Genomic DNA, 22,181 nt, shown 5'->3' with positions numbered 1-22,181 from the left:
TTCACCTGTCTGTTTCTCTTTCACTGTTTTGTTCCTTCTTCCCCATTTCAGGCAATTCTTTTTGCATTTTCTCCTGCGAATCCTGCTTCAATCTCTCCCGAAGTCCTCGCAGATAGGGATGAAATCCCGCTTCTTTCTCCCCGTAAGTCAGCTGCAATTCATGTTCCAGCGGGATCCAGGTAGCTATGGGCGCTTCATTATGCTGGATTACCGCTTCCATTTTGTCCAGAGCGTGAAATATCCTGGCCTCTGGTGTCACGCACGCTTCCATTTCTACAAACAATTCCCGAAGCTCTGCCTCTTCCTCCCAAGGAAGCAGTTCTGACAGTAATGTATCGATTGCCTGCTTTTCCGTTTCTCTGTCCGCTTCTTTTTTCTCAAAACAGGGAATGTCCCCCGTTACCGCCTCTCCCAGATCATGAAACAGGCACATCTTCATCAGCTTCTCCTGATCACATTCCGGAAATTCTCTTCCCACCAGCCAGGCAAACAGGCACAGCCTGTAGGTATGCTCCGCTACGCTTTCCCTTCTCCCGGTGCTGGTCCAGGAATGCCTGGGGTTACATTTCAGCCGTTCTGCTACCTTCATGATCTTTAATACTCTGTCGTAGTCCAAGTTTCCACCTTCTTTTTCTGTTGTTTCTTCATTTGTATCGAGGCAAAAGACCTCCTGCTTTTCATCCTACCACAACACCCCTGTTTTCTCCACAGGCAGTTTTCTTCCTCTCTGTCTGTTTTCCTCCTTCCGGCTTTCCCGTTTTTCGGGATTTTCCTTCCTTATTATGGGAATTTCTTTCTCCTTGCTATTTTCATAGGCTTTTGTTAAGATAAGCTAGTGGCAAGAACTGCCAAATCTATAATAAAGGAGCCTTTCATCTCTATGATAAGCACAAGTAATATTACGCTGCGAGTGGGCAAAAAAGCCCTCTTTGAAGATGTCAACATTAAATTTACCGAAGGAAACTGCTACGGTCTGATCGGAGCCAACGGAGCTGGAAAATCTACTTTTTTGAAGATTCTTTCCGGACAGCTGGAACCCTCTAAAGGAGAGGTGATCCTGACCCCCGGACAGCGTCTGTCCTTCCTGCAGCAGGATCACTTTAAGTACGATGCCTATACGGTACTGGATACGGTTATGCTGGGAAATCCTCGCCTCTATGAGATCATGAAGGAAAAGGAAGTGATCTATGCCAAAGAGGACTTTACGGACGAGGATGGAATCAAAGCCAGTGAACTGGAGGCAGAATTTGCCGCTATGAACGGCTGGGAGGCAGAATCGGACGCTGCTACCCTGCTCAATGGACTGGGAATTTCCACCGACCTGCACTATAGCCTTATGCAGACTCTTGCCGGACCGGAAAAGGTTAAGGTTCTTCTTGCCCAAGCGCTTTTTGGTTCCCCGGATATCCTGCTTCTGGACGAGCCTACCAACCACCTGGATCTGGACGCCATTGCGTGGCTGGAAGAGTTTTTGATCAATTTTGAAAACACTGTAATCGTGGTGTCCCACGACCGTTACTTTTTAAATAAAGTCTGCACCCAGATCGCCGATATCGACTATGGAAAGATCAAGCTGTATGCCGGAAACTATGACTTCTGGTATGAATCCAGTCAGCTGCTCATTCGCCAGATGAAGGAAGCCAACAAGAAAAAGGAAGAAAAGATCAAGGAATTACAGGATTTCATTTCCCGGTTCAGCGCCAATGCTTCCAAATCCAAGCAGGCCACTTCCAGAAAACGCGCTCTGGAAAAGATCCAACTGGACGATATCCAGCCATCCAGCCGAAAATACCCCTACATCGACTTCCGTCCTAACAGGGAGATCGGAAATGAAGTCCTTTCGGTGGAAGGATTGAGCAAGACCATCGATGGGGAAAAGGTACTGGATCAATTGACCTTTACCCTGAACCGTGACGACAAGGTGGCCTTTGTAGGAGGCAACGAGCTGGCAAAGACTACTCTGTTCCAGATTCTCACCGGAGAGCTGGAACCGGATGAAGGTACCTATAAATGGGGGATCACTACCTCTCAGGCCTACTTCCCTCTGGATCCGGGAGACGAGTTTGAAAATGATTCTACCATTGTGGAATGGCTGACGCAGTATTCCGAAGAAAAAGATGTCACCTATGTCAGAGGCTTTTTAGGACGTATGCTCTTTGCGGGAGACGACGGAGTCAAACGGGTAAAGGTCCTTTCCGGAGGAGAAAAGGTTCGCTGTCTTCTGTCCAAGATGATGATCTCCGGGGCAAATGTCCTGATCTTGGACGAGCCTACCAACCACCTGGATATGGAATCCATCACTGCCCTGAACAACGGCATGATCAAATATCCCGGCGTTATTCTGTTCTCTTCCAGAGATCACCAGATCGTACAGACCACCGCCAACCGCATCATGGAGATCGTTCCCGGCGGAAAGCTGATCGATAAGATCACCACCTACGACGAGTATCTGGAAAGTGACGAAATGGCAAGAAAACGTCAGACCTATACGCTCCAGGAGGAGGACAACTAACCTTATCTTCATAAAAGAAAAGAGAGAGACATTTCTATGTGTTCATAGATCTGTCTCTCTTTCTATCTCCGTGGATCTTAACGGATCCTTTCCGGGAAACCTACCTTCTTTTGCACCTTACGCAGTGTTTTGTTGGCAAAATATCCCGCTTTTTCTCCATTGTTCTTGATGATCTCATCAAGATAAGTCTTGTCCTTTTCCAGCCTCCGTACTTCTTCCTGCAGCGGGCGAAGCACAGAAACCACCGCTTCTCCTACCGCCTCTTTAAACACACCATACCCTTTTCCTTCAAATTCACCCACTGTTTCCTCGGGCGTTTTTCCGGTACATGCACTGTAAATATCGATCAGATTGCGGACTCCCGGCTGCTCTTCTCTGTAGCGGATCGCTCCTTCTGAATCCGTCACTGCCCGCTTGCATTTGCGCAGGATGGTATCCGCATCATCCATCAGATAAATGCTGGCATTGGGATTCTCATCAGACTTGGACATTTTTTTCGTCGGCTCCTGGAGGCTCATGATCTTGGCTCCCACTTTTCCGATATAGGCCTCCGGAACGGTGAAGACCTCCCCGTAAATATTGTTGAATCTCTGGGCAATATCCCTGGTAATCTCCAGATGCTGCATCTGATCGATCCCCACCGGCACCACATCTGCCTGAAACAGCAGAATATCCGCTGCCATCAGCACCGGATAGGTAAATAGTCCGGCATTGATATTATCGGCATGCTTTGCAGACTTATCCTTAAACTGTGTCATCCTGTTCAGCTCTCCCATATAAGTAAAGCAATTCAGGATCCATGCCAGTTCTGCATGACCGGACACATGGGACTGATAATAGATACAGTTTTTCTCCGGATCGATCCCTGCCGCCAGATACAGAGTCAAAAGAGCTCTGGCCCGCTTTCTCAGCGTCGCCGGATCCTGTCTGACGGTAATGGAGTGCATATCCACCACACTGTAGAAGCATTCATATTCATCACTTAAGCTCACCCAGTTTTTCAGCGCCCCCAGATAATTGCCAAGGGTCAGATTTCCGGTAGCCTGCATTCCGCTAAATAACACTTTTTTTCCTTGTAACATGTTTCCTCTCCTCTTCTACCACGGCTTTACCTGATCGTCATAATAGACTCTGCCGTCTTCCAAAATAGAATAGCACTCTTTCGAGGCTTCCACAATGGTTACCGCACAATTTTTTGCGACTCCGTTTCCCCAGTATTTCGCCAGTGGATCTCGCCGCATAACGTTCAGCATCCCTGCCAGGGCAGCGCCATGGCTGACCACCAAAATCCTGGATTCCTGCAGTTCCTCTTTTTCTGTCAGTTCCTTTAAAAACCGCCCCGTTCTTTCCTTTACCTGAAGGAAATCCTCTCCTCCTGCCGGCGCTTTGTACTGCTCCGGCGCTTCAAAAAAATCACGGAACTCTGCGGGAAGCTCCCAGTCATCCCATTTGCAGCACTTCCCTTCGTACTCTCCAAAATCCATTTCCAGAAGTCTGGCATCTTCCCGTATCGCCATCTGCCGGCCGGCCACGATCAGTTCTGCCGTCTCCCTGGCTCTTTGCAGAGGACTGGAATAGCAGACGTCAAACACGACGTCCCTGAGTCCTTCTCCCGTCTTCCTTGCCAGACTCCTTCCAAAATCATTCAGTGGGATATCTGCCCTTCCCTGGATCAGTCTTGCTTTATTCCAATCGGTTTCTCCATGTCTGACCAAATATATCTCCATGATCCCATTCCTTTCTTCTCAGCTTTTCTCCGCTTTTTTCATTTCCCGTTCTCTCTTTGTCTGACTGTCCTTTTCTTTCCTCTTCCAACCGGGAACATCGATGGAAACACAAAGGATTATATCACTTTTTTCACATTCCTTCCACCCGGATCCTCTCTTTTTCCAGCGACTGTTGAAACGGTCAAAGTTCCGGGACCTCTTACAAAATCTGCGGTCTCCCGTGAAAATCCATGCCATTTTCGCGCAAAAATGTTATACTGTCTCCAAGAGAGGTCATTCATTCAAACAACACAGGAGGAATCTTTCATGGAGAAAATCACAAGCTTTACCATAGACCATTTATCGTTGCTTCCCGGCGTCTACGTATCTCGGATCGATCACGTGCAGGGGCACCCCGTCACTACGTTTGATCTGCGATTCACCCGCCCCAACAAAGAACCGGTGATGAACACAGCGGAAATGCACGCCATCGAACATCTGGCAGCCACCTTTTTACGCAATCATCCGGACTACGGAGACAAAACCATTTATTTCGGTCCCATGGGCTGTCGTACCGGTTTCTACCTCCTTTTATCCGGAGAATATACCTCCTCCCAGGTCCTTCCCCTTCTTCGGGAAACATTTCAGTTTGTTGCAGGATTTTCCGGCGATATTCCCGGAGCCTCCCCGAGGGATTGCGGCAACTATCTGGATCTGAACCTTCCTATGGCAAACTATCTGGCAAAAAAATATCTGGCAGACGTTTTGGAATCCCCGTCCGAAGATCAGCTGGTCTATCCCTGATCAACGGATTCTGACAGTTCTTTCTCCGTTTCAGGCTGCGCCGGTTTTTCCGAACACCTTCAGACGGTAGACCGACCGCCTTTTCCGGCGGGGGAAGTCCGGCGGGGAAAGTATGATTTCACTCATGCGAACATACTGTTTTTAACATATTTCAGGGGCAGGTGCCACTCTTACGAGCCACACCTGCCCCTTTCTTTGAGATCTTCCCTCTCCGGCGATCCCTTTTCTTTTCTTCTTAAGCAAGCTTTGCCTTTGCTGCCTCTGCCAATGCTGCAAATCCTTCTGCATCATTGACTGCCATCTCTGCCAGCATCTTTCTGTTCATGTCGATGTTCGCAAGCTTCAGACCATGCATGAATTTGCTGTAGGACAGTCCGTTCATTCTTGCTGCTGCATTGATACGTGCGATCCACAGCTGACGCATCTGTCTCTTTCTTTCTTTCCTTCCTGCATAGGCCGTTGCCAGCGCTCTCATTACAGACTGTTTTGCTACTCTATACTGTTTGGATCTGGCACCTCTGTAACCCTTTGCCAGCTTTAAAGTTCTGTTATGTTTTTTCTTAGCGTTCAAGCCGCCTTTAATTCTTGCCATGTCTTATTCCTCCTTCAAATCTTTTCTTTCTTACAGATACGGTAATACTTTCTTCATATTCTTAACGTTGGTTGCATCTGTGATCGTAGCCTTTCTGAGATTTCTCTTTCTCTTCGTAGACTTTTTGGTTAAGATATGGCTCTTATAAGCTTTGTTTCTTTTCAGCTTCCCGGTTCCTGTCTTTTTAAAGCGCTTTGCTGCCGCTCTATTTGTCTTAATCTTTGGCATGATAAATTCCTCCTTAAATTGAAAATATATTTTTAACGTCTTTCAGTTAAAATCATACTCATGTTTCTTCCTTCCAGTTTGGCTTCCTTTTCCACAGTCGCCACATCCTCCAGCAGTTTTGCAAAATCATCAAGAATATGTCTGCTCTGCTGTACATGCGCCATTTCCCTGCCTCTGAAACGAAGAGTGATCTTCACCTTGTTGCCTTTCGTCAGAAACTTTCTGGCATTGTTCACCTTAGTATTTAAGTCGTTGGTGTCAATATTGGGAGACATCCTGATTTCTTTGATCTCCACCGTCTTTTGTTTCTTTTTTGCTTCTTTTTCTTTTCTTGCAAGCTCGTATCTGTACTTTCCGTAGTCGATGATCTTGCAAACAGGTGGCTGCGCTTTCGGTGCGATCTTTACCAAGTCCAGCTCTGCTTCCTGAGCCAGCTTCATCGCCTCTTTGGAGGACATGATACCTAACTGTTCTCCGTCTTCGCCGATCAGTCTTACTTCCTTGTCCCTAATCTGCCCGTTAATCATTAAATCGCTAATTGTTGTACACCTCCATTATTCCATAAAAATAAGTGAACAGTCTGAGACTATCCACCTTCGTATCTACATAGAACTCCATTAACGGACTCTAATACGATATAAACCGGAGTCACCTTTGTGCTACGGTGAGAGTGGATACTCTGCTTTCTTTACCTCCAATAGACTACCACAACCAGTCCTTTCTGTCAATCTTTATTTTTTTCGGACAATCTCCTGTTTGTAGGATGTTTGTAGAATAAAAATTCTTGTATTTATTGCTTGAAAACCATCTGGTTTCATGGCATAATAGAGCATAATCTATTTTTATACTTTTTTAATAATTATTCCATTATTTAAAAGAGCAAACGTTTTATGCGTATGAAATAGAGGATTTAAGTTATTATGAAAATTGTGAGGAGGGTTTTTTATGCAAAAACGAAGTAATTTTTCAAGTAAGATCGGTTTCGTCCTGGCCGCTTCCGGATCTGCTGTGGGACTGGGAAACATCTGGCGGTTCCCGTATCTTGCGGCAAAATACGGCGGAGGGACATTTCTCTTAACCTATGTGGTTCTGGCAGTCACCTTTGGGTTCACCTTGATGACAGCCGAGATCGCTCTTGGGCGCAAGACAGGCTTGAGTGCCATCGGAGCCTTCACCGCACTGGATAAGCGGTTTGGTTTTCTGGGTGTTTTAGCGGCGGTCATCCCCATCATCATCTTCCCCTACTATTCTGTTATAGGAGGATGGGTGCTGAAATATTTTTCCGTATTTATTTCCGGAAATATGAAGGCTGCAACGGGAGACGACTACTTCACAGGATTTATCACCAACTCTGTAAGCCCGCTGCTTTGGTTCTTCCTGTTTATTGCACTTACCGCCATCATTGTTCTTTTGGGTGTGGAAAAAGGAATTGAAAAGGTCAGCAAGATCATGATGCCGATCCTTGTCCTTCTTTCCCTCATCATTGCAGTCTACACTGTTACACTGGATGGAGCAAAGGAAGGACTGATCTACTACCTGCGGCCCCGTATGTCCGACTTTTCTGCCAAAACCATTCTGGCAGCCATGGGACAGATGTTCTATTCCATGTCCCTTGCAATGGGTATTATGATCACTTATGGTTCCTATATGAAAAAAGATGACAACCTGGAAGGTTCTGTACACCAGATCGAAATTTTTGATACCGGTATCGCATTCCTTGCCGGACTTATGATCATCCCGGCCGTGTTTGTATTTTCCGGCGGTGACAAATCCGCACTTGGCGCAGGACCCGGGCTGATGTTCATCACTTTGCCAAAGGTATTTGCCAGCATGAAGTTTGGCGGATTTATCGGAACCATCTTCTTCATCATGGTATTTTTCGCGGCACTGACCTCTGCCATCTCTCTGATGGAGACCATCGTGTCTATCTTCCGTGACAAATTCCACTGGTCCAGGAAGTTTGCCTGCGTCTTTGTAACGGTTCTCTCCTTGATCCTGGGAAGCCTTTCTTCTCTTGGATTTGGACCTTTGAGTTCTGTTTCCTGGCATGGTATGAGCATCCTGGACATTATGGACTTTATCAGCAACAGCATCCTGATGCCGATCCTGGCACTGTTTACCTGCATCTTTGTCGGCTTTATCATCAAGCCCGATGTGGTCGCAGACGAGGTTCGTGTATCCGGCGGAACATTCAAGTCCGAGAAGTTGTTTACCGTTATGATCAAGTGGATCGCTCCTATCCTTCTGGTGGTGATCCTGGCAAGCTCTATCGCCACAGGACTGGGACTGTTCTCCCTGTAGGCAGAAATTCCTGCCCATGAGAGCAGCTATGCAGAATCTCTCTGATAAAAAGTTTTTTACAACTGTCCGTCTGAAAAGGCGGGCAGTTTTCTGTTTCACAGGAAATCAATCCCATGAAACAAAAATGCTCTGCCAGGATCCTGCGGCAGCGATATGAAACGATGCAAAAAAAGAGTGATTTTTTCGTCCTCCATTAAATTTTTTCGTCTATATTTTTCATTTTTCCTGTCCTTTCTTTTTGATTTTGCGCAACAAAAAAAACAGTAAAAAGCCGTAAAATTCAACGTGGATTTTTACAGCAGTACAGTTGTTTTTATTTTTTTAAAAAAATTATTATTTTGTTGTCTTTCTGTTGTACTTGACAGTTGCCTATAAAGTTAAAGTAGACATCGATTCGTTTCTCTGTCTCTAAAAGGTTCATCCTTTCTCGTCCGTGACACAGGAAAAGGACGAACAGCCAAATTCTCTGCTCATCCTTTCTTTTGTTGTTCCTATCTTTTATTCCCCACCGTAAAGACAGCCACCACTCCCGGTCCCGTATGGCTTCCAATAACAGTCCCGATATTGTGGATCAGGATCTCTTCGGGATGCAGGGCTTCTTCCATCAGTCTCCCCACATACTCCGCATCTTCCAGACAGTCTCCGTGCGTGATCATAACCATCTCGTTGGTCCATCCTCCCTCTGTCTGCTCAATGGCTTTCTGTGCGATCCTGTTCAGGGCTTTCTTTCTTCCCCTTTCTTTCCCCACAACCTTCAGGCACCCCTCTTCATCCACATGGATGATAGGCTTGATCTGTACCATGGTACCAATCACAGCCGCCGTCTTGGATATCCGTCCGCCTCTTTGGAGATGATGCAGATCATCCACCGCCACATTATGGCAGATATGCAGCCGGTTCTCTGTGATCCATTCGGCCACCTCTTCCAGTGTTTTCCCTTCCTCCTGCTTCTGCAGGGCATAATACAACAGTAATCCTTCTCCCATGCAGGCGCAAAGCGTATCGATCACCTGGATCTTTCTTTCCGGATAAGCCTCCCGAAGTTCGCTGGCAGCCAGCATCATACTCTGACAGGTTCCGCTGAGTCCGGAAGAAAACGCCAGGTGCAGGATGTCTTTCCCTTCTTTTAAAAGAGGCTCCAATACTTCCTTTGCGTCTTCCGAGTTCACCTGCGAAGTCACCGCCTGTTTCCCTTCCCGCAGCAGATCAAAAAACTCCTTTGATGACAATCCTTCCCCATCCGGATATGTCTTCCCATCTATGGTATAATGCAGCGGCACTACAGGAACCTCTCTCTCCTTCAGCCACGCTTTGGGTAAGTCTACGGTACTGTTGACCGTAATCACATAACTTGCGTTCATAAAATCCCCTCCTTACACTCACATCATACCATGTTCCCCTTGTTCATGCAAATTTCTTAAGTTTCTGTGAAGGTTTTCTCTGATTCTTTTGAAGTGCTTCCAAATCCCCCATTGCGCACCCCGTCCGCCCGGTCATCCACCGTGATGCCGTACTCCACAAAAACCCCCTGCATAAACCCGTCTCCCGCCTTTAATTCCAGGCATTTTTCTTCGTTGGTATCGTTAGTGATCTTGGCAAAAATATGCCCTTCATTGTCTGAATAAAAATAGTCGCTGTCAATGATCCCTACCGTATTGTTCAATTGCAGCCGATAGCGAAATCCCAGACCGCTTCTGGGGTAGCATTTCAGCACCCAGTCCTCTTCCATCTCCACCCGGATGCCTGTAGGGATTTTCGCCGTCTGTCCCGGTTTCAGCGTAACGGGAATCGGTGCAAAAAAATCATACCCTGCCGATCCCGATGTTGCCCTTCTGGGAAGCGCGATCTCCCGGTAGATCCGTTCCACCTCCTTCTCTTCCAGTCCCAGATCCCCGCATCCTTCTGCAAACTGCTTCAAACTCACCTTATAAAACCGTGCGATCCTCTTTGCCATAGCTTCCTGCCTTTCTCTGTCCTTCTCCGTTTTTTTGCCCGCTTCATCCCGGTCTCTGCCGGCTATCCCTTCTGCTTTCCCCTTCCTTTTCCCCAAGTCTGTCAGTTGCCGCATTCAATACTGATCTCGTTGAACAATCCCAGGATATCTTCCACCGTGGTGCCGTCTTTTTCTGCTCCTCTCTTATCCAGGATCGCCCTTCCCTGATGCATCATCAGCAGTCTGTTTCCATAATCCACTGCATATCTGAGATTGTGCGTGACCATAATGGTGGTAAGATGTTTTTCCCGGACCACCTGGTCTGTCAGTTCCATGATCCTCTCTGCCGTCTTGGGATCCAGCGCTGCCGTATGCTCGTCCAGGATCAGAAATTCAATCGGCGTCATAGTAGACATCAAAAGCGCCATGGCCTGTCGTTGTCCTCCGGAAAGGACTCCCACCTTTACATCCAGCTTGTCCTCCAGACCCAAATTCAGCGTCCTTAACTGTTCCCGGTAAAAATCGATCCGTTTTTTGTCTGTTCCTCTGCCCAGACCATATAGCTTTCCTTTGTGATCTGCCAGCGCCATATTCTCCAGGATCGTCATAGAAGGGCAGGTTCCTACCGATGGATTCTGATATACTCTTCCGATCTTCCGGTTCCGCTTAAATTCCTTTTCTCTGGTAATATCTCTTCCATTCATACAGATCTGTCCCTTTTCCAGCTCGATGCTCCCACAGATGAGATTCAAAAGAGAGGTCTTTCCGGATCCGTTGCTTCCCACTACCGAAACAAACTCTCCCTCCTCCACCGTCAGGGAAAAATCCTCGAAGAGGCACAGCTCATTGACCGTTCCCACATTATAATGTTTTTGGATATGTTTTAATTCAAGCATTCTTCTTCCCCTTCGCTTTTCTTTCCATACTAAATACCAGAATGATCAGGAACAACACTGCCGTGATCAGCTTCATCGCCGAAGGACTGAAATGACGGATCGCCAGTGCCACGCAGCCTTTGTAAATGATCGATCCCACCAGGACTACCGTTGTTGTCCGAAGCAGTGTGAGTCGGCGAAACAGACTGGTTCCGATGATCACACTGGCCAGTCCGATCACGATGGCTCCCGTTCCCATGGAGATCTCAAACACCCTTTCTTCCTGGGCAAAAACACAGCCCGCCAGCGCCACCAGCCCATTCGCAATGGAAAGACCCAGTATTTTTACATTCCCCTGGTCTTTTGCAAGCGAAGTGACCAGCTTGTCGTTATCTCCCACCGCCCGTAGCAGATACCCGGACTTTGTCTGTAGATACCAGTCCAGTATCCGCTTACAGATCACTGCCATTACCAGGATGATCAGCAGGGTTCCATAAGACTTCAGCTCTCCCTGGAACATCCGTGCCGTCAGATCATTTTTAAAGATCGTCTTCTGGGAAAACAACGGAACATTGGAGGTTCCTGCCAGATACAGATTGATCGACCACAGAGCAGTCATCATAATGATACCGGAAAGCAGATCCCGCACTTTTCCTTTTACATGGATCAGGCCGGTCAAAACTCCGGCAAGGGCCCCGGCAAAAAAAGCAGCCGGAAGAGTCAGCCAGGGAGATCCTCCCCGCGTAAGTATCGCAGCCGTAACGGCAGCTCCCAAAGGAAAACTGCCGTCTACTGTCAGATCCGGAAAATCCAATATTTTATATGTAATGTAGACTCCCAGAGCCAGGATCCCATAGATCAGTCCCTGCTCCATGATTGTGATCAAAAAATCCATGTTTGCCTCCCATACGCCTGTCTGCCATTTCCCACAGACGCTTTATTTCTCTATTGTATCAAAACTTTCTACCGCTTCCGCCAGTATATCCTGTGGAATCTCAATGCCCAGCGTCTCCGCCACTTTTGTATTGGCATAAAATCCTGGTTTTGTGATCGTTTCAAACTTCATCTGCGACGCCTGCTTTTCTCCCTTCAGGATCTTTGCCGCCATCTTGCCCGTCTGCTTTCCAAGGCTGATATAATCGATCCCCTCTGCTGCCAGACATCCCAGCTTGACCTGCTCCACTTCACTGCCGAACACCGGGATCTTCTTCTCATTCGCCTTCTCCAGAACAGTTGCCAGAGAGGATACTACCGTGTTGTCTGTCAGATTGGTGATGCAGTCCACCTGATCCAGAAGGTCGTCGGTTGCCAGCGGTACATCTGCTGCAGCCGTCACACCCTTTTCTATGATCTCAAATCCAAATTTGCCTGCCAGTTCTTTGTATTCTGCGATGGCAGAAACCGAATTCGCTTCACTGGTCGTATACATAATACCTATTTTTTTCGCATCCGGCAATATCTTTCGGATCATTTCCAACTGTTCCTCAATAGGCAGCTTGTCGGAAGTCCCTGTCACTTCTCCCACCGGCTGTTTGTCCTTGTCTGCCAATTCTGCCGCAACGGGATCTGTCACCGCTGTATAGACCACCGGAATGTCTGAATCCATTGACGCATTGTATGCCGTCTGGGCGCTCGGAGTCGCTATGGTGCAGATCAAGTCCACCTTGTCTGATACAAAACTGTCCGCGATCTGTCCGGCCGTTCCCATATCTGCCGCCGAATTTTTGTATTCCACCTTCAGATTGTCCCCTTCCTTGATCCCTTCTTCTTCCAGTCCCATCAAGAATCCCTCCCGGCAGTTGTCCAGGGATTTGTGCTCTGCAAACTGAGAGATTCCTATGGTATAGGTTTCCTTCTTGCCACTTTCTCCCGTTTTTCCTCCACACCCGGTCAGCATGGCTGCTGCCAGCGCCGTCACTGCGATCCCTGCCGTTACTCTGTTTTTCATTGCTTTGTTCTTCATCTTTTTTCTCCCTTCCTGATGCGGTTTCCGATCGAAAGAATTGGTTCATCCGGGGGAGTCGTCATGGTTTCCTTTCTGGGACACAGTTCCTGTGAAACAATAAAAAAATCCGCCCCAAACTGATAGTTTGAGGCGGTAATTCACATTATCGCGGTGCCACTCAAATTGACGACTGTCCACTCTTCTTGTGTACTGACATACACTCCTGATTGATAACGGGTTCGGTTCCCGACAGCTCCTACTCTTTTCATTTCAGGCTGCCCTCGAAAGTCCATTCACTGATCAGTTCTATATGGCAATCCCACCATCTGCCACTCTCTGAAATATCGCCTGAAAAGCTACTACTCTTTCTCATCGGTTTTGTCTATGCGGTTACTTTACTGCAAGAAAGCAACTTTGTCAACAGTTTTTTTCGTTCTTTTCTTTTTCTGGCTTTAACCCTTCGCTTCCACTTCCTAGTCCTTGATCACAGGAACCGGCGTGTCGTCTTTTGCATCCAGGTTGTTGATATACTTCTTCGTCTCTGCCACGATCTTATTGGACAAGAGCAGGATCGCCACCAGGTTGGGGATCGCCATCAACGCGTTCAGTGTATCTGCGATCAGCCATACCAGATCCAAAGCTACTACAGGAGCGATCGCCGCTACTGCGATATACAGGATACGATAGGGGATCAGTCCCTTGCTTCCTGCGAAGTATTCTACACAGCGTTCTCCGTAATAAGCCCATCCCAGGATCGTGGAATACGCAAAGGAGATAATACCCAGCGTCAGAATAATGGGACCAAGTACCGGAATCTGTCCGAATGCCAGGGAAGTCAGTACACCCCCATTGTCCACCTGATCTGCATTGATCGCCGGATTCTTCATGATGGTCGTTACCAGAACCAGTCCTGTCATCAGACATACTACAACCGTATCCCAGAAGGTTCCTGTAGAAGATACCAGAGCCTGACGCACCGGATTTCTTGTCTGAGCTGCCGCCGCTGCGATCGGGGCAGATCCAAGACCGGATTCATTGGAAAACAGTCCTCTTGCAACTCCGAAGCGGATGGCATACTGGATTCCGCCTCCCACCAGTCCGCCTGCTGCTGCGCCCGGCGTAAATGCCAGCTTGCAGATCACGCCGATAGCCGGGAAGATAAAGTCATAATTCATAACCAGGATCACGATACATCCGATCACATAGAAGATTGCCATAAAGGGAACCAGTTTTTCGCAAACATTTGCGATGGACTTGATTCCTCCAAAGATAACGATCGCTGTCAGGATCGCGATCACGATTCCTACGATCCAGGTAGGAACGCCTAGCGTTTCCTTACATACCGTTGCGATAGCGTTTACCTGTGTCGCACATCCGATTCCGAAAGAGGCAAATCCTGCAAAGATGGCAAACAGCATGCCCAGCCATTTCATATTCAGTCCTCTGGAAAGTGCATACATGGCTCCGCCCTGCATACGTCCATCCTCTGTCTTTACACGGTACATAACTGCGATCAGAGACTCTGCATACTTGGTAGCGATACCAAACACACCGGTCAACCAGCACCAAAGCACGGCTCCGGGGCCTCCAAGAGCGATCGCCGTACCTACACCGATGATATTACCCGTTCCGATGGTAGCTGCCAGAGCCGTCGTCAACGCCCCAAACTGTGAAACCTCTCCTTCCGCATCCGGATCCTTGGATACAGAAAGCTTGATCCCTTTTCCAACCGTGTGTCTCTGAATGAAGCCTGTCCGGACCGTCATAAAAACATGTGTTCCAAACAGCAGGATAATCATAGCCCAGCCCCAGACCCATCCATTCAGTGTCTCGACAAATCCACTAATTGCTTTTAACATAAGTTTCCCCCTTCTTTTCTTTCGTTCTCTTTTTGTGCATTTCGCACTAACTCTTAGTCATATTCTACCCAATTATAGACATTCCGGCAATAATTGTTATTCATTTAACATGTAATTCATCATATTGTACATTTTTTCTTCACTATGTCATTGCAAACGCATTATTAATTGTACATTTTTTTCTTTTCGCAAATTATTCGGATTTCTATTTTTTGCTGTTTTATTTTGCTATTCATTTGACTTTTTTACATCCGAAATCCTTCGTTATTTTTTTCATAATCTCCCTTCGATCCGACTCCCCTTTCAGGAAAATCGTCTCTTTTTTTAATTATCACAGAAGCCTTCTCTTTTTTTCTTTCCCGATTCCCCTGTATATCTCTGTTTTTTGCCATCTTTTTTCTATGACCTCTCCTTCTCACAGACTTTTTTCTTCTTTCACCCCGCTATTTTGAAGATTTTTCTTTTAAAATCACTTTCTATTTTCTTCAAAACCACTGTCCGGATTTTTCCTGCTGCTGAGATTACAAGCTTTATCCGCAGCAAAAAACCGCCGCACTCACCAGAATGCAGCGGCTTTTTTAATCCTATTCCACTTCTTATACCTTTTCTATCCTCCTGAGATCTCCTTTTTCACTCAGAAGCCTGTGTCGCAATCCGTAGCTTTATTCTGTGACAGCGATCACTTCCACCTCGCAGAGTACGTTTTTCGGTAGCGTTTTTACTGCCACGCAGCTTCTTGCCGGCTTGGAGGTAAAGTACTTTCCGTACACTTCATTAAACGCGGCAAAGTCGCCCATATCTGCCAAAAAGCAGGTGGTTTTTAATACCTTGTCAAAGGAACTTCCTGCTGCCTCCAGCACAGCTTTCAGATTCCTGCATACCTGCTCTGTCTGCCCCGCAATATCCTCTGCCACAAGTTCTCCCGTTGCAGGATCCAGAGCGATCTGTCCTGCCGAATACAGAATATGTTCGTGTACAAATCCCTGGGAATATGGTCCCAATGCCTTTGGTGCCTTCTCTGTCGCTACTGCTCTCATAGATTGTTCTCCTTTGCTTTTTCTAATAGTTTTTTTGCAACACATACGTCAAACAGGCCCATTCCCACCGATTTAAAGCAGGTGGTCTGCCCGTAAGCCACATCTTTTCTGTCGCCTGCCAGATATTCATGCATCAGCACGATCCGATCCTGCGTAAGGATCCCTTTTTCAAGCGGAACACTCAGATCCCCGCTTTCCTCACAGGCGTAAGGAAGCTCGATCATCACCTGGTCTGCCAGCCGAAACAGCACGTCCGAAAGCTCCCGCATTTTGGGGGTATAAGAGCCTATGGCAATGATACACTTCCCCGTCAGAAGTCCTTCCTCTTCCGGCAGTACGGGAGTTTCTGACGGCGTTGCCGTACAGATAATATCACTGTTTTTCACCAGCTCTTCCGTAGTTGCACACTGTACCACCTTTACTCCCGGCCGCCCAATGGCCTGTTCCAGCTTTTTCAGATATTCTGTCAGGTCCCTGTCACTGTGATTAAAGACATAAACCGTCTCAATCGGCCTTGCCGCACAGGCATAAAGCGCCAGATGGAAGCCCTGCACCCCTGCTCCTATAATGCCCACAGTCCGGCAGTCTTTTCTGGAGAGATGGCGGATCCCCACGCCTCCTACTGCCCCCGTCCTCCAGGCAGTGACAGCCTGACCGTCCATCACCGCAAGAGGAGTCCCGGTCTTCCCGTCATTCAGCAACACTACACCGTCAATGGCCGGAAGTCCCAGTTTTCCATTTTCCGGAAAAATGCTGAGTATCTTGGTTCCGATCACTTCCTCTGTATAACAAGGCATATACATCATGGTCTTGTTGTCATGTTCGATCACAGGACGGGGAGGCATATAAAACTCTCCCTTTCCAAAAACAGCGTAGGCTTCCTCTATCTGGTCCATCATTTCATTCAGATCCACCAACTTTTCGATGGTCTTCGCATCCAGTACCTTCATCCCGTTCCCCCTTTCTCAAAGCCTGTCTCTCGTTTCACAGATCCAGTTTCCTGTAAAACGACTGTCTTTTGTGTCTTTTGTGTCTTTTATATCTTTCATCCGTCGCAGCTTATCCCTCGAACGTTTCTTTCATCCGATCCATAAAGCCCTTCTTTTTCTTGCCGCCTTTTGCCTCCGGCTCTTTTTCCGTCTCCTGTTTCAGCGTATTGCCTGACAATTCATCAAATCTGCGCAGAGCCTCTTTCGCTTCCGAACTCAGTTTCTCCGGCGTCTGGATCACCAACGTCACATAATGATCCCCCCGTACCTGGGCGTTTCTGACAGAAGGTACTCCTTTTCCCTTCAAACGCACCTTGGTATCCGTCTTCGTTCCCGGCTTCACGCTATACACCACTTCTCCGTCCACCGTCTTGATGCGGATATCACTTCCCAGGGCCGCCTGGGCAAAGGATACCGGCACAGTAGAAAAGATGTGCATATCCTGCCTCTGGAACACTGGATGCCTGGATACTGCCACTTCCACCAAAAGATCCCCTCTTGGTCCGCCGTTTGTTCCCGGCTCGCCTTTTTCCCGGATCCGCACGCTCTGTCCATTGTCGATTCCCGCCGGAATGGAAACGGAAATCTTCTTTCGTTTGGAAATATAGCCGCTTCCGCCGCAGTCGGGACATTTCTCCCGGATCACCTTTCCACTTCCGTGACATTCCGGACAGGTCTGGACGTTTTGTACCATTCCGAAGATGGATTGCTGCGTGTAGACCACCTGGCCCTTTCCGCCGCACTTGGGACAGGTCTGAGGGCTGGTTCCCGGCTTCGCTCCGGTTCCATGACAGGTGGCACATTCCTCCTTCAAAACCACATCCAGTTCTTTCTCGCAGCCAAACACGGCTTCCTCAAAAGAGATCCGGACAGTCTTGTGGATATTCATTCCTTTCATTGGCCCCTGGCTTCTGCCGCCTCTTCTTCCGCCGCCAAAAAAGTCGCCGAAAATATCTCCGAAAATATCACTGAAATCTGCTCCGCTAAAATCGTATCCGCCGAATCCGCCGGCGCCTCCTGCTCCTCCTTCAAAGGCAGCATGGCCGAACTGATCATACTGGCGGCGTTTTTCCGGATCACTCAATACAGCATAGGCTTCTGATGCCTCTTTAAATTTCTTTTCTGCCGCTTCATCTCCCGGGTTCATATCCGGATGGTACTTTTTAGCCACCTGTCTGTAGGCTTTCTTCAAGGTCGCATCATCCGCGTCCTTTCCAACGCCCAATACTTCATAATAGTCTCTCTTTGTTTCTGCCATGATATATCCTTTCTTTCCACAGGTTTTTTAACGCAAGGAAGTTCTGTGAAGGCAGCTATCTCTACCCTCACAGAACATCTGCTTTCATTTCTTATACTTCCTTATAATCTCCGTCTACCACATCGTCTCCGGAGAACCCCTCCGGTGCCGGTCCTGCCTGCTGGGAACCTCCCATATCCGGCGCCGGGCCGCCTGCTGCACCTCCTGCCTGCTCATACATCTTGGCAAACAGTTTCTGCGCCGTCTCCATCAGCTTTTCTTTCCCTGCCTGGATCTCTGCGATCTGTGCGTCGGACAGTTCTTCTCCCGTTGCTTTCTCCAAAGTTTCCTTCAGAGCCTTGCAGTCTGCTTCTACTGCCTCTCTGTCTGCTGCGTCCAGCTTGTCTCCTGCCTCTTTTAAAGCCTTCTCCGTCTGGAATACCATAGCATCTGCATCGTTCTTGGCGTCGATTCCTTCTTTTCTCTTTCTGTCCTGCGCCTCAAACTCAGCCGCTTCTTTCACTGCCTTATTGATCTCGTCATCAGACATGTTGGATCCGGCTGTGATAGTGATATGCTGTTCTTTGCCGGTCCCCAGGTCCTTTGCAGAAACGTTTACAATACCATTGGCATCAATGTCAAAGGTTACCTCGATCTGCGGAACACCTCTTTGTGCCGGCGGGATTCCATCCAGACGGAACTGTCCCAGAGACTTGTTATCTCTTGCAAACTGTCTCTCACCCTGAACCACGTTGATATCCACTGCCGTCTGATTGTCTGCCGCCGTGGAGAAAATCTGGCTCTTCTTGGTGGGGATGGTAGTATTTCTCTCGATCAGTCTGGTAGCTACGCCTCCCATGGTCTCAATGGAAAGGGAAAGCGGAGTTACGTCCAGAAGAAGGATGTCGCCTGCTCCTGCATCTCCTGCCAGTTTTCCACCCTGTACGGAAGCTCCCAGAGCTACACATTCATCCGGATTCAGGGACTTGCTGGGCTCTTTGCCCGTCAGTCTCTTTACTTCTGCCTGAACGGCCGGGATACGGGTGGATCCTCCTACCAGCAGAACCTGTCCCAGCTCAGCCGCTGTGATACCTGCATCGGAAAGCGCTCTCGTTACCGGCTCGGATGTGCGAAGCACCAGCTCGTGTGTCAGCTCGTCAAATTTTGCTCTGGTAAGGTTCATATCAAAGTGCTTCGGTCCCTCTGCCGTAGCAGTGATGAACGGAAGGTTGATGTTGGTCGTCGTTGCAGAGGAAAGTTCTTTCTTTGCTTTTTCCGCTGCCTCTTTCAGCCGCTGCAGAGCCATCTTGTCATTGGAAAGATCTACTCCCTCCTGCTTTTTAAACTCTGCGATCATGTAGTCTGTCAGCTTCTGGTCAAAGTCGTCTCCGCCCAGTCTGTTGTCTCCTGCTGTGGACAATACTTCGATGACGCCGTCGCCAATCTCGATCACAGACACGTCGAAGGTTCCTCCACCCAGGTCATACACCATGATCTTTTGTTCTTTTTCATTGTCCAGTCCGTATGCCAGAGCCGCTGCCGTAGGCTCGTTGATGATACGCTTTACATCCAGTCCTGCGATCTTTCCTGCATCCTTGGTAGCCTGTCTCTGTGCGTCGTTAAAATATGCAGGAACGGTGATCACCGCCTCCGTCACTTTTTCTCCCAGATATCCTTCTGCATCCGCCTTTAACTTCTGCAGAATCATGGCAGAAATCTCCTGGGGAGAATACTTCTTGTCGTCGATGGCCACTTTGAAGTCAGACCCCATCTCCCTCTTAATGGAAGAGATCGTCCGTTCTGCATTGGTCACTGCCTGACGTTTTGCCGGTTCTCCCACCAGCCTTTCTCCCGTCTTAGTAAAGGCTACTACAGACGGGGTCGTCCTTGCTCCTTCTGTGTTGGCGATCACTACCGGCTGTCCGCCTTCCATTACTGCCACACAACTGTTTGTTGTACCCAAGTCGATTCCAATAATTTTTCCCATAACTAATTCCTCCTTAATTTGCTACTTTTACCATACTGTGTCGGATAACGGTTTCTCTATATTTGTATCCTTTTTGGAATTCTTCCACTACGACATTTTCACCCTGCTCTTCATCCTCCACATGCATGACTGCGTTGTGGAGATTGGGGTCGAAGGCTTCTCCCACGGCGGCGATCACTTCTACTCCCGCCTCCGACAGAGTCGTCATCATCTGTTTGTAGATCATTTCCATTCCCTGTACGAAAGGCTGATCCTTTTCCTCCTCCTTCACGGCGGAAAGTCCTCTTTCAAAGTTGTCTACCACCGGCAGGATCTTTTCCACGATGTCTCTGGCTCCGATCTCATACATCTGCGCCTTTTCCTTCTCGGTGCGTTTTCTGAAATTATCAAACTCTGCCATCTGTCTGGTGACCCGATCAGTCAGTTCCTCTATCTTTTCATCTTTTTTGTCTTTCTTTCCCTTTTTTTCTTCCTCATCGGAAGTCTGCCGGGGATCTGCGGCGTCTTGTCCCTTTTCCTCAGACGCGCCTTCAGGCTCCTGGCAGTCTGCCTGCCTCTCTTTTTCCGCGTCTTCACAGGATGCTTTGCCCGCTGCTTCCTTTGCTTCTTTTACTGCCTCTTTTACAATTTCTTCCTGGCTTTTGTCCTGCCTGTCTTTCACAGCCATTTTCCACCTTCCTATTCTTTTCTATGAAACATCTGATCCAGCTCCTGCTGCAGCCTTCGCATGGATTTTAGTACATGCTCATAATCCATACGCTTTGGTCCGATGATCCCTATCGTTCCTTTCATTCCGTCTCCCAGCTCATACGTTGCCGTAACCACACTGCAGTCCTTCATGGTCTGCACCGGCGCTTCTTCCCCGATATACACCTGGATCCCCGTGTTTTCTTCCTGGGACAGGGTCTGTGTCACAAGCTCCGTCAACTGCTGCTTTTCTTCAAAAGCGCTGATGATCTCCTGCGCGCTCTGCTTGTCGCTAAGTTCCGGATATTTGAAGATGTTGGTAGCTCCGCTGGTATAGATCTGCATCTCTTCCTCCAGTTGAATGGCGTCTGCTACTGCATCCAGCACCATCCCCACCATCTCTCCGTGGATCCCAGCCTGCTCCTTCAACCTTGCGATCAGTCCCAGATTGATCTCCTCAATGGCCATCCCATTTAAAGAGGTATTCAGGAGCATATTCAGCTTCAGAAGATTTTCATTGCTTAGCGGCTCTTCGATCTCTATGATCTTATTCTTGATGACATTGCCTCCCAGAACGATCACGGCGATCACATGGCCTTCATCTACCATGGACAACTGGATAAATTTCAACTTGTTGGCACTGTTCAGGGGCGTAGACACCATCGTAGCATAGTTGGTGTTGGCGGCCAGCGCTTTGGCTGCCTGCTTTAAAAGCTGTTCCATACGGTCGGCTTTTTCCAGCATCCGCTCCTGCATCTGTGTCAGCTCCTGCTCCTTTTCTTCCATGAGCATATCCACATACAAGCGGTATCCTTTATCCGAGGGGATACGTCCTGCAGACGTGTGCGGCTGAAGGATATATCCAAGCTCCTCCAGATCTGCCATTTCATTTCGTATCGTCGCAGAACTGAGATTCAGATCAGTATATTTGGAGATCGTCCTGGAACCTACCGGCTCTCCCGTCTCCAGATAGTTCTGAATGATGGCGTGCAGGATCCGGGTCTTTCGTTCGCTCAGTTCCTGATTCGGATGCACCGTCATGTATCCACCTCCTTTTCTTTATTAGCACTCAGAAAAATCGAGTGCTAACATCTTCGTTTATTAATGTAGCACTCGACCCTTCACTTGTCAACTATCTTTATACTTTTTTTATGATTTCTTAGCTCAGTTCCACTTTCACCGCTTTTTCCGGCTTGAAATCGTTGGCCAGATCATAAATATTGTGTCCGGTAGATTCTCCCAGCACCCTGCCTTCCAGGGAATAGCAGCGGATAAACCGTTTCCCGTCCACACTGGACCAGTGCTCCACATCCCAGGTCAGATATCCGTCTGCATCCGTCACTTTTTCCGGCAGATAAAGATCTACCTGTCTCCCGTCCTTCATGATCTGGATCAGCCCCTTGGTACCATCCACTTCCGTTTCTACTTTATTTACTGCATCATATACCTTCATCTTCCTTTCCAGGAGTCTTTTGGACTTCCTGCTCTC

The 22,181-nt window shown here is 48.1% G+C and carries 22 protein-coding genes and 1 other annotated feature; of the genes, 3 read left to right on the top strand and 19 right to left on the bottom strand.

The features are described from left to right. Position 1: 1 nt before the first annotated feature. Complete coding sequence (locus tag FYJ34_RS10790) at positions 2-616, bottom strand: HD domain-containing protein (RefSeq protein ID WP_154478520.1); 615 nt, start codon at positions 614-616, stop codon at positions 2-4. 264 nt (positions 617-880) lie between these two features. On the opposite strand from FYJ34_RS10790, the gene FYJ34_RS10785 reads away from it, so the two are divergent. Then, complete coding sequence (locus FYJ34_RS10785) at positions 881-2,512, top strand: ABC-F family ATP-binding cassette domain-containing protein (RefSeq protein WP_154478518.1); 1,632 nt, start codon at positions 881-883, stop codon at positions 2,510-2,512. A gap of 77 nt (positions 2,513-2,589) precedes the next feature. On the opposite strand, the gene trpS is transcribed toward FYJ34_RS10785, so the two are convergent. Further along, positions 2,590-3,594, bottom strand: a complete 1,005-nt coding sequence (trpS, locus tag FYJ34_RS10780; protein WP_154478516.1) for a tryptophan--tRNA ligase — start codon at positions 3,592-3,594, stop codon at positions 2,590-2,592. Positions 3,595-3,609: 15 nt separating this feature from the next. Further along, positions 3,610-4,239 (bottom strand): histidine phosphatase family protein, encoded by a 630-nt coding sequence (locus FYJ34_RS10775; RefSeq protein ID WP_154478514.1) that lies wholly within the window; start codon positions 4,237-4,239, stop codon positions 3,610-3,612. A 306-nt stretch (positions 4,240-4,545) separates the two neighbouring features. Here FYJ34_RS10775 and FYJ34_RS10770 point away from each other — a divergent pair, with 306 nt between their 5' ends. After that, entirely contained in the window at positions 4,546-5,022 is a 477-nt protein-coding gene (locus FYJ34_RS10770) for an S-ribosylhomocysteine lyase (protein ID WP_154478512.1), read from the top strand. 235 nt (positions 5,023-5,257) lie between these two features. On the opposite strand, the gene rplT is transcribed toward FYJ34_RS10770, so the two are convergent. Genes rplT through infC form a run of 3 tightly spaced genes read right to left on the bottom strand, consistent with a single transcriptional unit; the run spans position 5,258 to position 6,369 of the window. Continuing rightward, complete coding sequence (rplT, locus tag FYJ34_RS10765; RefSeq protein WP_154478510.1) at positions 5,258-5,614, bottom strand: 50S ribosomal protein L20; 357 nt, start codon at positions 5,612-5,614, stop codon at positions 5,258-5,260. Positions 5,615-5,644: 30 nt separating this feature from the next. Next, positions 5,645-5,842: a 50S ribosomal protein L35 gene (gene rpmI, locus FYJ34_RS10760; protein WP_154478508.1), complete on the bottom strand. Its 198-nt coding sequence runs from the start codon at positions 5,840-5,842 to the stop codon at positions 5,645-5,647. A 32-nt stretch (positions 5,843-5,874) separates the two neighbouring features. Next, the gene (gene infC, locus FYJ34_RS10755) at positions 5,875-6,369 is read right to left on the bottom strand and encodes a translation initiation factor IF-3 (RefSeq protein ID WP_154478506.1); all 495 of its coding nucleotides are present in this window, start codon (positions 6,367-6,369) and stop codon (positions 5,875-5,877) included. A gap of 418 nt (positions 6,370-6,787) precedes the next feature. Between infC and FYJ34_RS10750 the strand changes: the two genes are divergently transcribed. Further along, on the top strand, positions 6,788-8,143 hold the full coding sequence (locus FYJ34_RS10750; RefSeq protein ID WP_154478504.1) for a sodium-dependent transporter: 1,356 nt from the start codon (positions 6,788-6,790) through the stop codon (positions 8,141-8,143). A gap of 491 nt (positions 8,144-8,634) precedes the next feature. On the opposite strand, the gene FYJ34_RS10745 is transcribed toward FYJ34_RS10750, so the two are convergent. The 13 genes from FYJ34_RS10745 to FYJ34_RS10685 form a co-directional block, all read right to left on the bottom strand. Next, positions 8,635-9,504 (bottom strand): DegV family protein, encoded by an 870-nt coding sequence (locus FYJ34_RS10745; protein WP_154478502.1) that lies wholly within the window; start codon positions 9,502-9,504, stop codon positions 8,635-8,637. A gap of 56 nt (positions 9,505-9,560) precedes the next feature. After that, positions 9,561-10,097: a dCTP deaminase/dUTPase family protein gene (locus FYJ34_RS10740; protein ID WP_154478898.1), complete on the bottom strand. Its 537-nt coding sequence runs from the start codon at positions 10,095-10,097 to the stop codon at positions 9,561-9,563. A gap of 101 nt (positions 10,098-10,198) precedes the next feature. Beyond that, a complete protein-coding gene (locus FYJ34_RS10735) occupies positions 10,199-10,972 on the bottom strand; it encodes an ABC transporter ATP-binding protein (RefSeq protein WP_154478500.1) in 774 nt (257 codons plus the stop codon). After that, on the bottom strand, positions 10,965-11,846 hold the full coding sequence (locus FYJ34_RS10730; protein WP_154478498.1) for an ABC transporter permease: 882 nt from the start codon (positions 11,844-11,846) through the stop codon (positions 10,965-10,967). The genes FYJ34_RS10735 and FYJ34_RS10730 overlap by 8 nt, the downstream gene beginning before the upstream one ends. A 42-nt stretch (positions 11,847-11,888) precedes the next feature. Then, positions 11,889-12,899 (bottom strand): ABC transporter substrate-binding protein, encoded by a 1,011-nt coding sequence (locus FYJ34_RS10725; RefSeq protein ID WP_154478897.1) that lies wholly within the window; start codon positions 12,897-12,899, stop codon positions 11,889-11,891. A gap of 140 nt (positions 12,900-13,039) precedes the next feature. Next, positions 13,040-13,278: a binding site (T-box leader), on the bottom strand. 91 nt (positions 13,279-13,369) lie between these two features. Further along, entirely contained in the window at positions 13,370-14,755 is a 1,386-nt protein-coding gene (locus FYJ34_RS10720) for an alanine/glycine:cation symporter family protein (RefSeq protein WP_154478496.1), read from the bottom strand. A gap of 662 nt (positions 14,756-15,417) precedes the next feature. Continuing rightward, on the bottom strand, positions 15,418-15,792 hold the full coding sequence (locus FYJ34_RS10715) for a RidA family protein (protein ID WP_154478494.1): 375 nt from the start codon (positions 15,790-15,792) through the stop codon (positions 15,418-15,420). Next, entirely contained in the window at positions 15,789-16,742 is a 954-nt protein-coding gene (locus FYJ34_RS10710) for an ornithine cyclodeaminase family protein (RefSeq protein WP_154478492.1), read from the bottom strand. Before FYJ34_RS10710 ends, FYJ34_RS10715 begins: the two co-directional genes overlap by 4 nt. A 109-nt stretch (positions 16,743-16,851) precedes the next feature. Then, positions 16,852-18,039 (bottom strand): molecular chaperone DnaJ, encoded by a 1,188-nt coding sequence (gene dnaJ / locus FYJ34_RS10705; protein ID WP_154478490.1) that lies wholly within the window; start codon positions 18,037-18,039, stop codon positions 16,852-16,854. A 91-nt stretch (positions 18,040-18,130) separates the two neighbouring features. Continuing rightward, the gene (dnaK, locus tag FYJ34_RS10700; protein ID WP_154478488.1) at positions 18,131-20,005 is read right to left on the bottom strand and encodes a molecular chaperone DnaK; all 1,875 of its coding nucleotides are present in this window, start codon (positions 20,003-20,005) and stop codon (positions 18,131-18,133) included. A gap of 13 nt (positions 20,006-20,018) precedes the next feature. Beyond that, positions 20,019-20,666 carry a nucleotide exchange factor GrpE gene (gene grpE / locus FYJ34_RS10695; RefSeq protein WP_416389717.1) on the bottom strand — a complete coding sequence of 216 codons (648 nt, stop codon included), beginning with the start codon at positions 20,664-20,666 and terminating at the stop codon, positions 20,019-20,021. Positions 20,667-20,683: 17 nt separating this feature from the next. Then, positions 20,684-21,733, bottom strand: coding sequence for a heat-inducible transcriptional repressor HrcA (gene hrcA, locus FYJ34_RS10690; protein ID WP_154478484.1), 1,050 nt, complete (start codon positions 21,731-21,733; stop codon positions 20,684-20,686). 118 nt (positions 21,734-21,851) lie between these two features. After that, entirely contained in the window at positions 21,852-22,145 is a 294-nt protein-coding gene (locus FYJ34_RS10685; RefSeq protein ID WP_154478482.1) for a hypothetical protein, read from the bottom strand. Between the last annotated feature and the right edge of the window lie 36 nt (positions 22,146-22,181).

Origin of the sequence: Suipraeoptans intestinalis, assembly GCF_009696485.1 — a bacterium.
Lineage (GTDB): Bacteria > Bacillota > Clostridia > Lachnospirales > Lachnospiraceae > Suipraeoptans > Suipraeoptans intestinalis.
This window is presented reverse-complemented; position numbering and strand designations above follow the sequence as displayed.

Excerpts from the sequence above, each read along its gene's own strand:
- FYJ34_RS10785 (WP_154478518.1), top strand. The coding sequence starts at position 881 with ATGATAAGCACAAGTAATATTACGCTGCGAGTGGGCAAAAAAGCCCTC.
- trpS (WP_154478516.1), bottom strand. The coding sequence starts at position 3,594 with ATGTTACAAGGAAAAAAAGTGTTATTTAGCGGAATGCAGGCTACCGGA.
- FYJ34_RS10775 (WP_154478514.1), bottom strand. The coding sequence starts at position 4,239 with ATGGAGATATATTTGGTCAGACATGGAGAAACCGATTGGAATAAAGCA.
- FYJ34_RS10770 (WP_154478512.1), top strand. The coding sequence starts at position 4,546 with ATGGAGAAAATCACAAGCTTTACCATAGACCATTTATCGTTGCTTCCC.
- rplT (WP_154478510.1), bottom strand. The coding sequence starts at position 5,614 with ATGGCAAGAATTAAAGGCGGCTTGAACGCTAAGAAAAAACATAACAGA.
- rpmI (WP_154478508.1), bottom strand. The coding sequence starts at position 5,842 with ATGCCAAAGATTAAGACAAATAGAGCGGCAGCAAAGCGCTTTAAAAAG.
- infC (WP_154478506.1), bottom strand. The coding sequence starts at position 6,369 with ATGATTAACGGGCAGATTAGGGACAAGGAAGTAAGACTGATCGGCGAA.
- FYJ34_RS10750 (WP_154478504.1), top strand. The coding sequence starts at position 6,788 with ATGCAAAAACGAAGTAATTTTTCAAGTAAGATCGGTTTCGTCCTGGCC.
- FYJ34_RS10745 (WP_154478502.1), bottom strand. The coding sequence starts at position 9,504 with ATGAACGCAAGTTATGTGATTACGGTCAACAGTACCGTAGACTTACCC.
- FYJ34_RS10740 (WP_154478898.1), bottom strand. The coding sequence starts at position 10,097 with ATGGCAAAGAGGATCGCACGGTTTTATAAGGTGAGTTTGAAGCAGTTT.
- FYJ34_RS10735 (WP_154478500.1), bottom strand. The coding sequence starts at position 10,972 with ATGCTTGAATTAAAACATATCCAAAAACATTATAATGTGGGAACGGTC.
- FYJ34_RS10730 (WP_154478498.1), bottom strand. The coding sequence starts at position 11,846 with ATGGATTTTTTGATCACAATCATGGAGCAGGGACTGATCTATGGGATC.
- FYJ34_RS10725 (WP_154478897.1), bottom strand. The coding sequence starts at position 12,899 with ATGAAAAACAGAGTAACGGCAGGGATCGCAGTGACGGCGCTGGCAGCA.
- FYJ34_RS10720 (WP_154478496.1), bottom strand. The coding sequence starts at position 14,755 with ATGTTAAAAGCAATTAGTGGATTTGTCGAGACACTGAATGGATGGGTC.
- FYJ34_RS10715 (WP_154478494.1), bottom strand. The coding sequence starts at position 15,792 with ATGAGAGCAGTAGCGACAGAGAAGGCACCAAAGGCATTGGGACCATAT.
- FYJ34_RS10710 (WP_154478492.1), bottom strand. The coding sequence starts at position 16,742 with ATGAAGGTACTGGATGCGAAGACCATCGAAAAGTTGGTGGATCTGAAT.
- dnaJ (WP_154478490.1), bottom strand. The coding sequence starts at position 18,039 with ATGGCAGAAACAAAGAGAGACTATTATGAAGTATTGGGCGTTGGAAAG.
- dnaK (WP_154478488.1), bottom strand. The coding sequence starts at position 20,005 with ATGGGAAAAATTATTGGAATCGACTTGGGTACAACAAACAGTTGTGTG.
- hrcA (WP_154478484.1), bottom strand. The coding sequence starts at position 21,733 with ATGACGGTGCATCCGAATCAGGAACTGAGCGAACGAAAGACCCGGATC.
- FYJ34_RS10685 (WP_154478482.1), bottom strand. The coding sequence starts at position 22,145 with ATGAAGGTATATGATGCAGTAAATAAAGTAGAAACGGAAGTGGATGGT.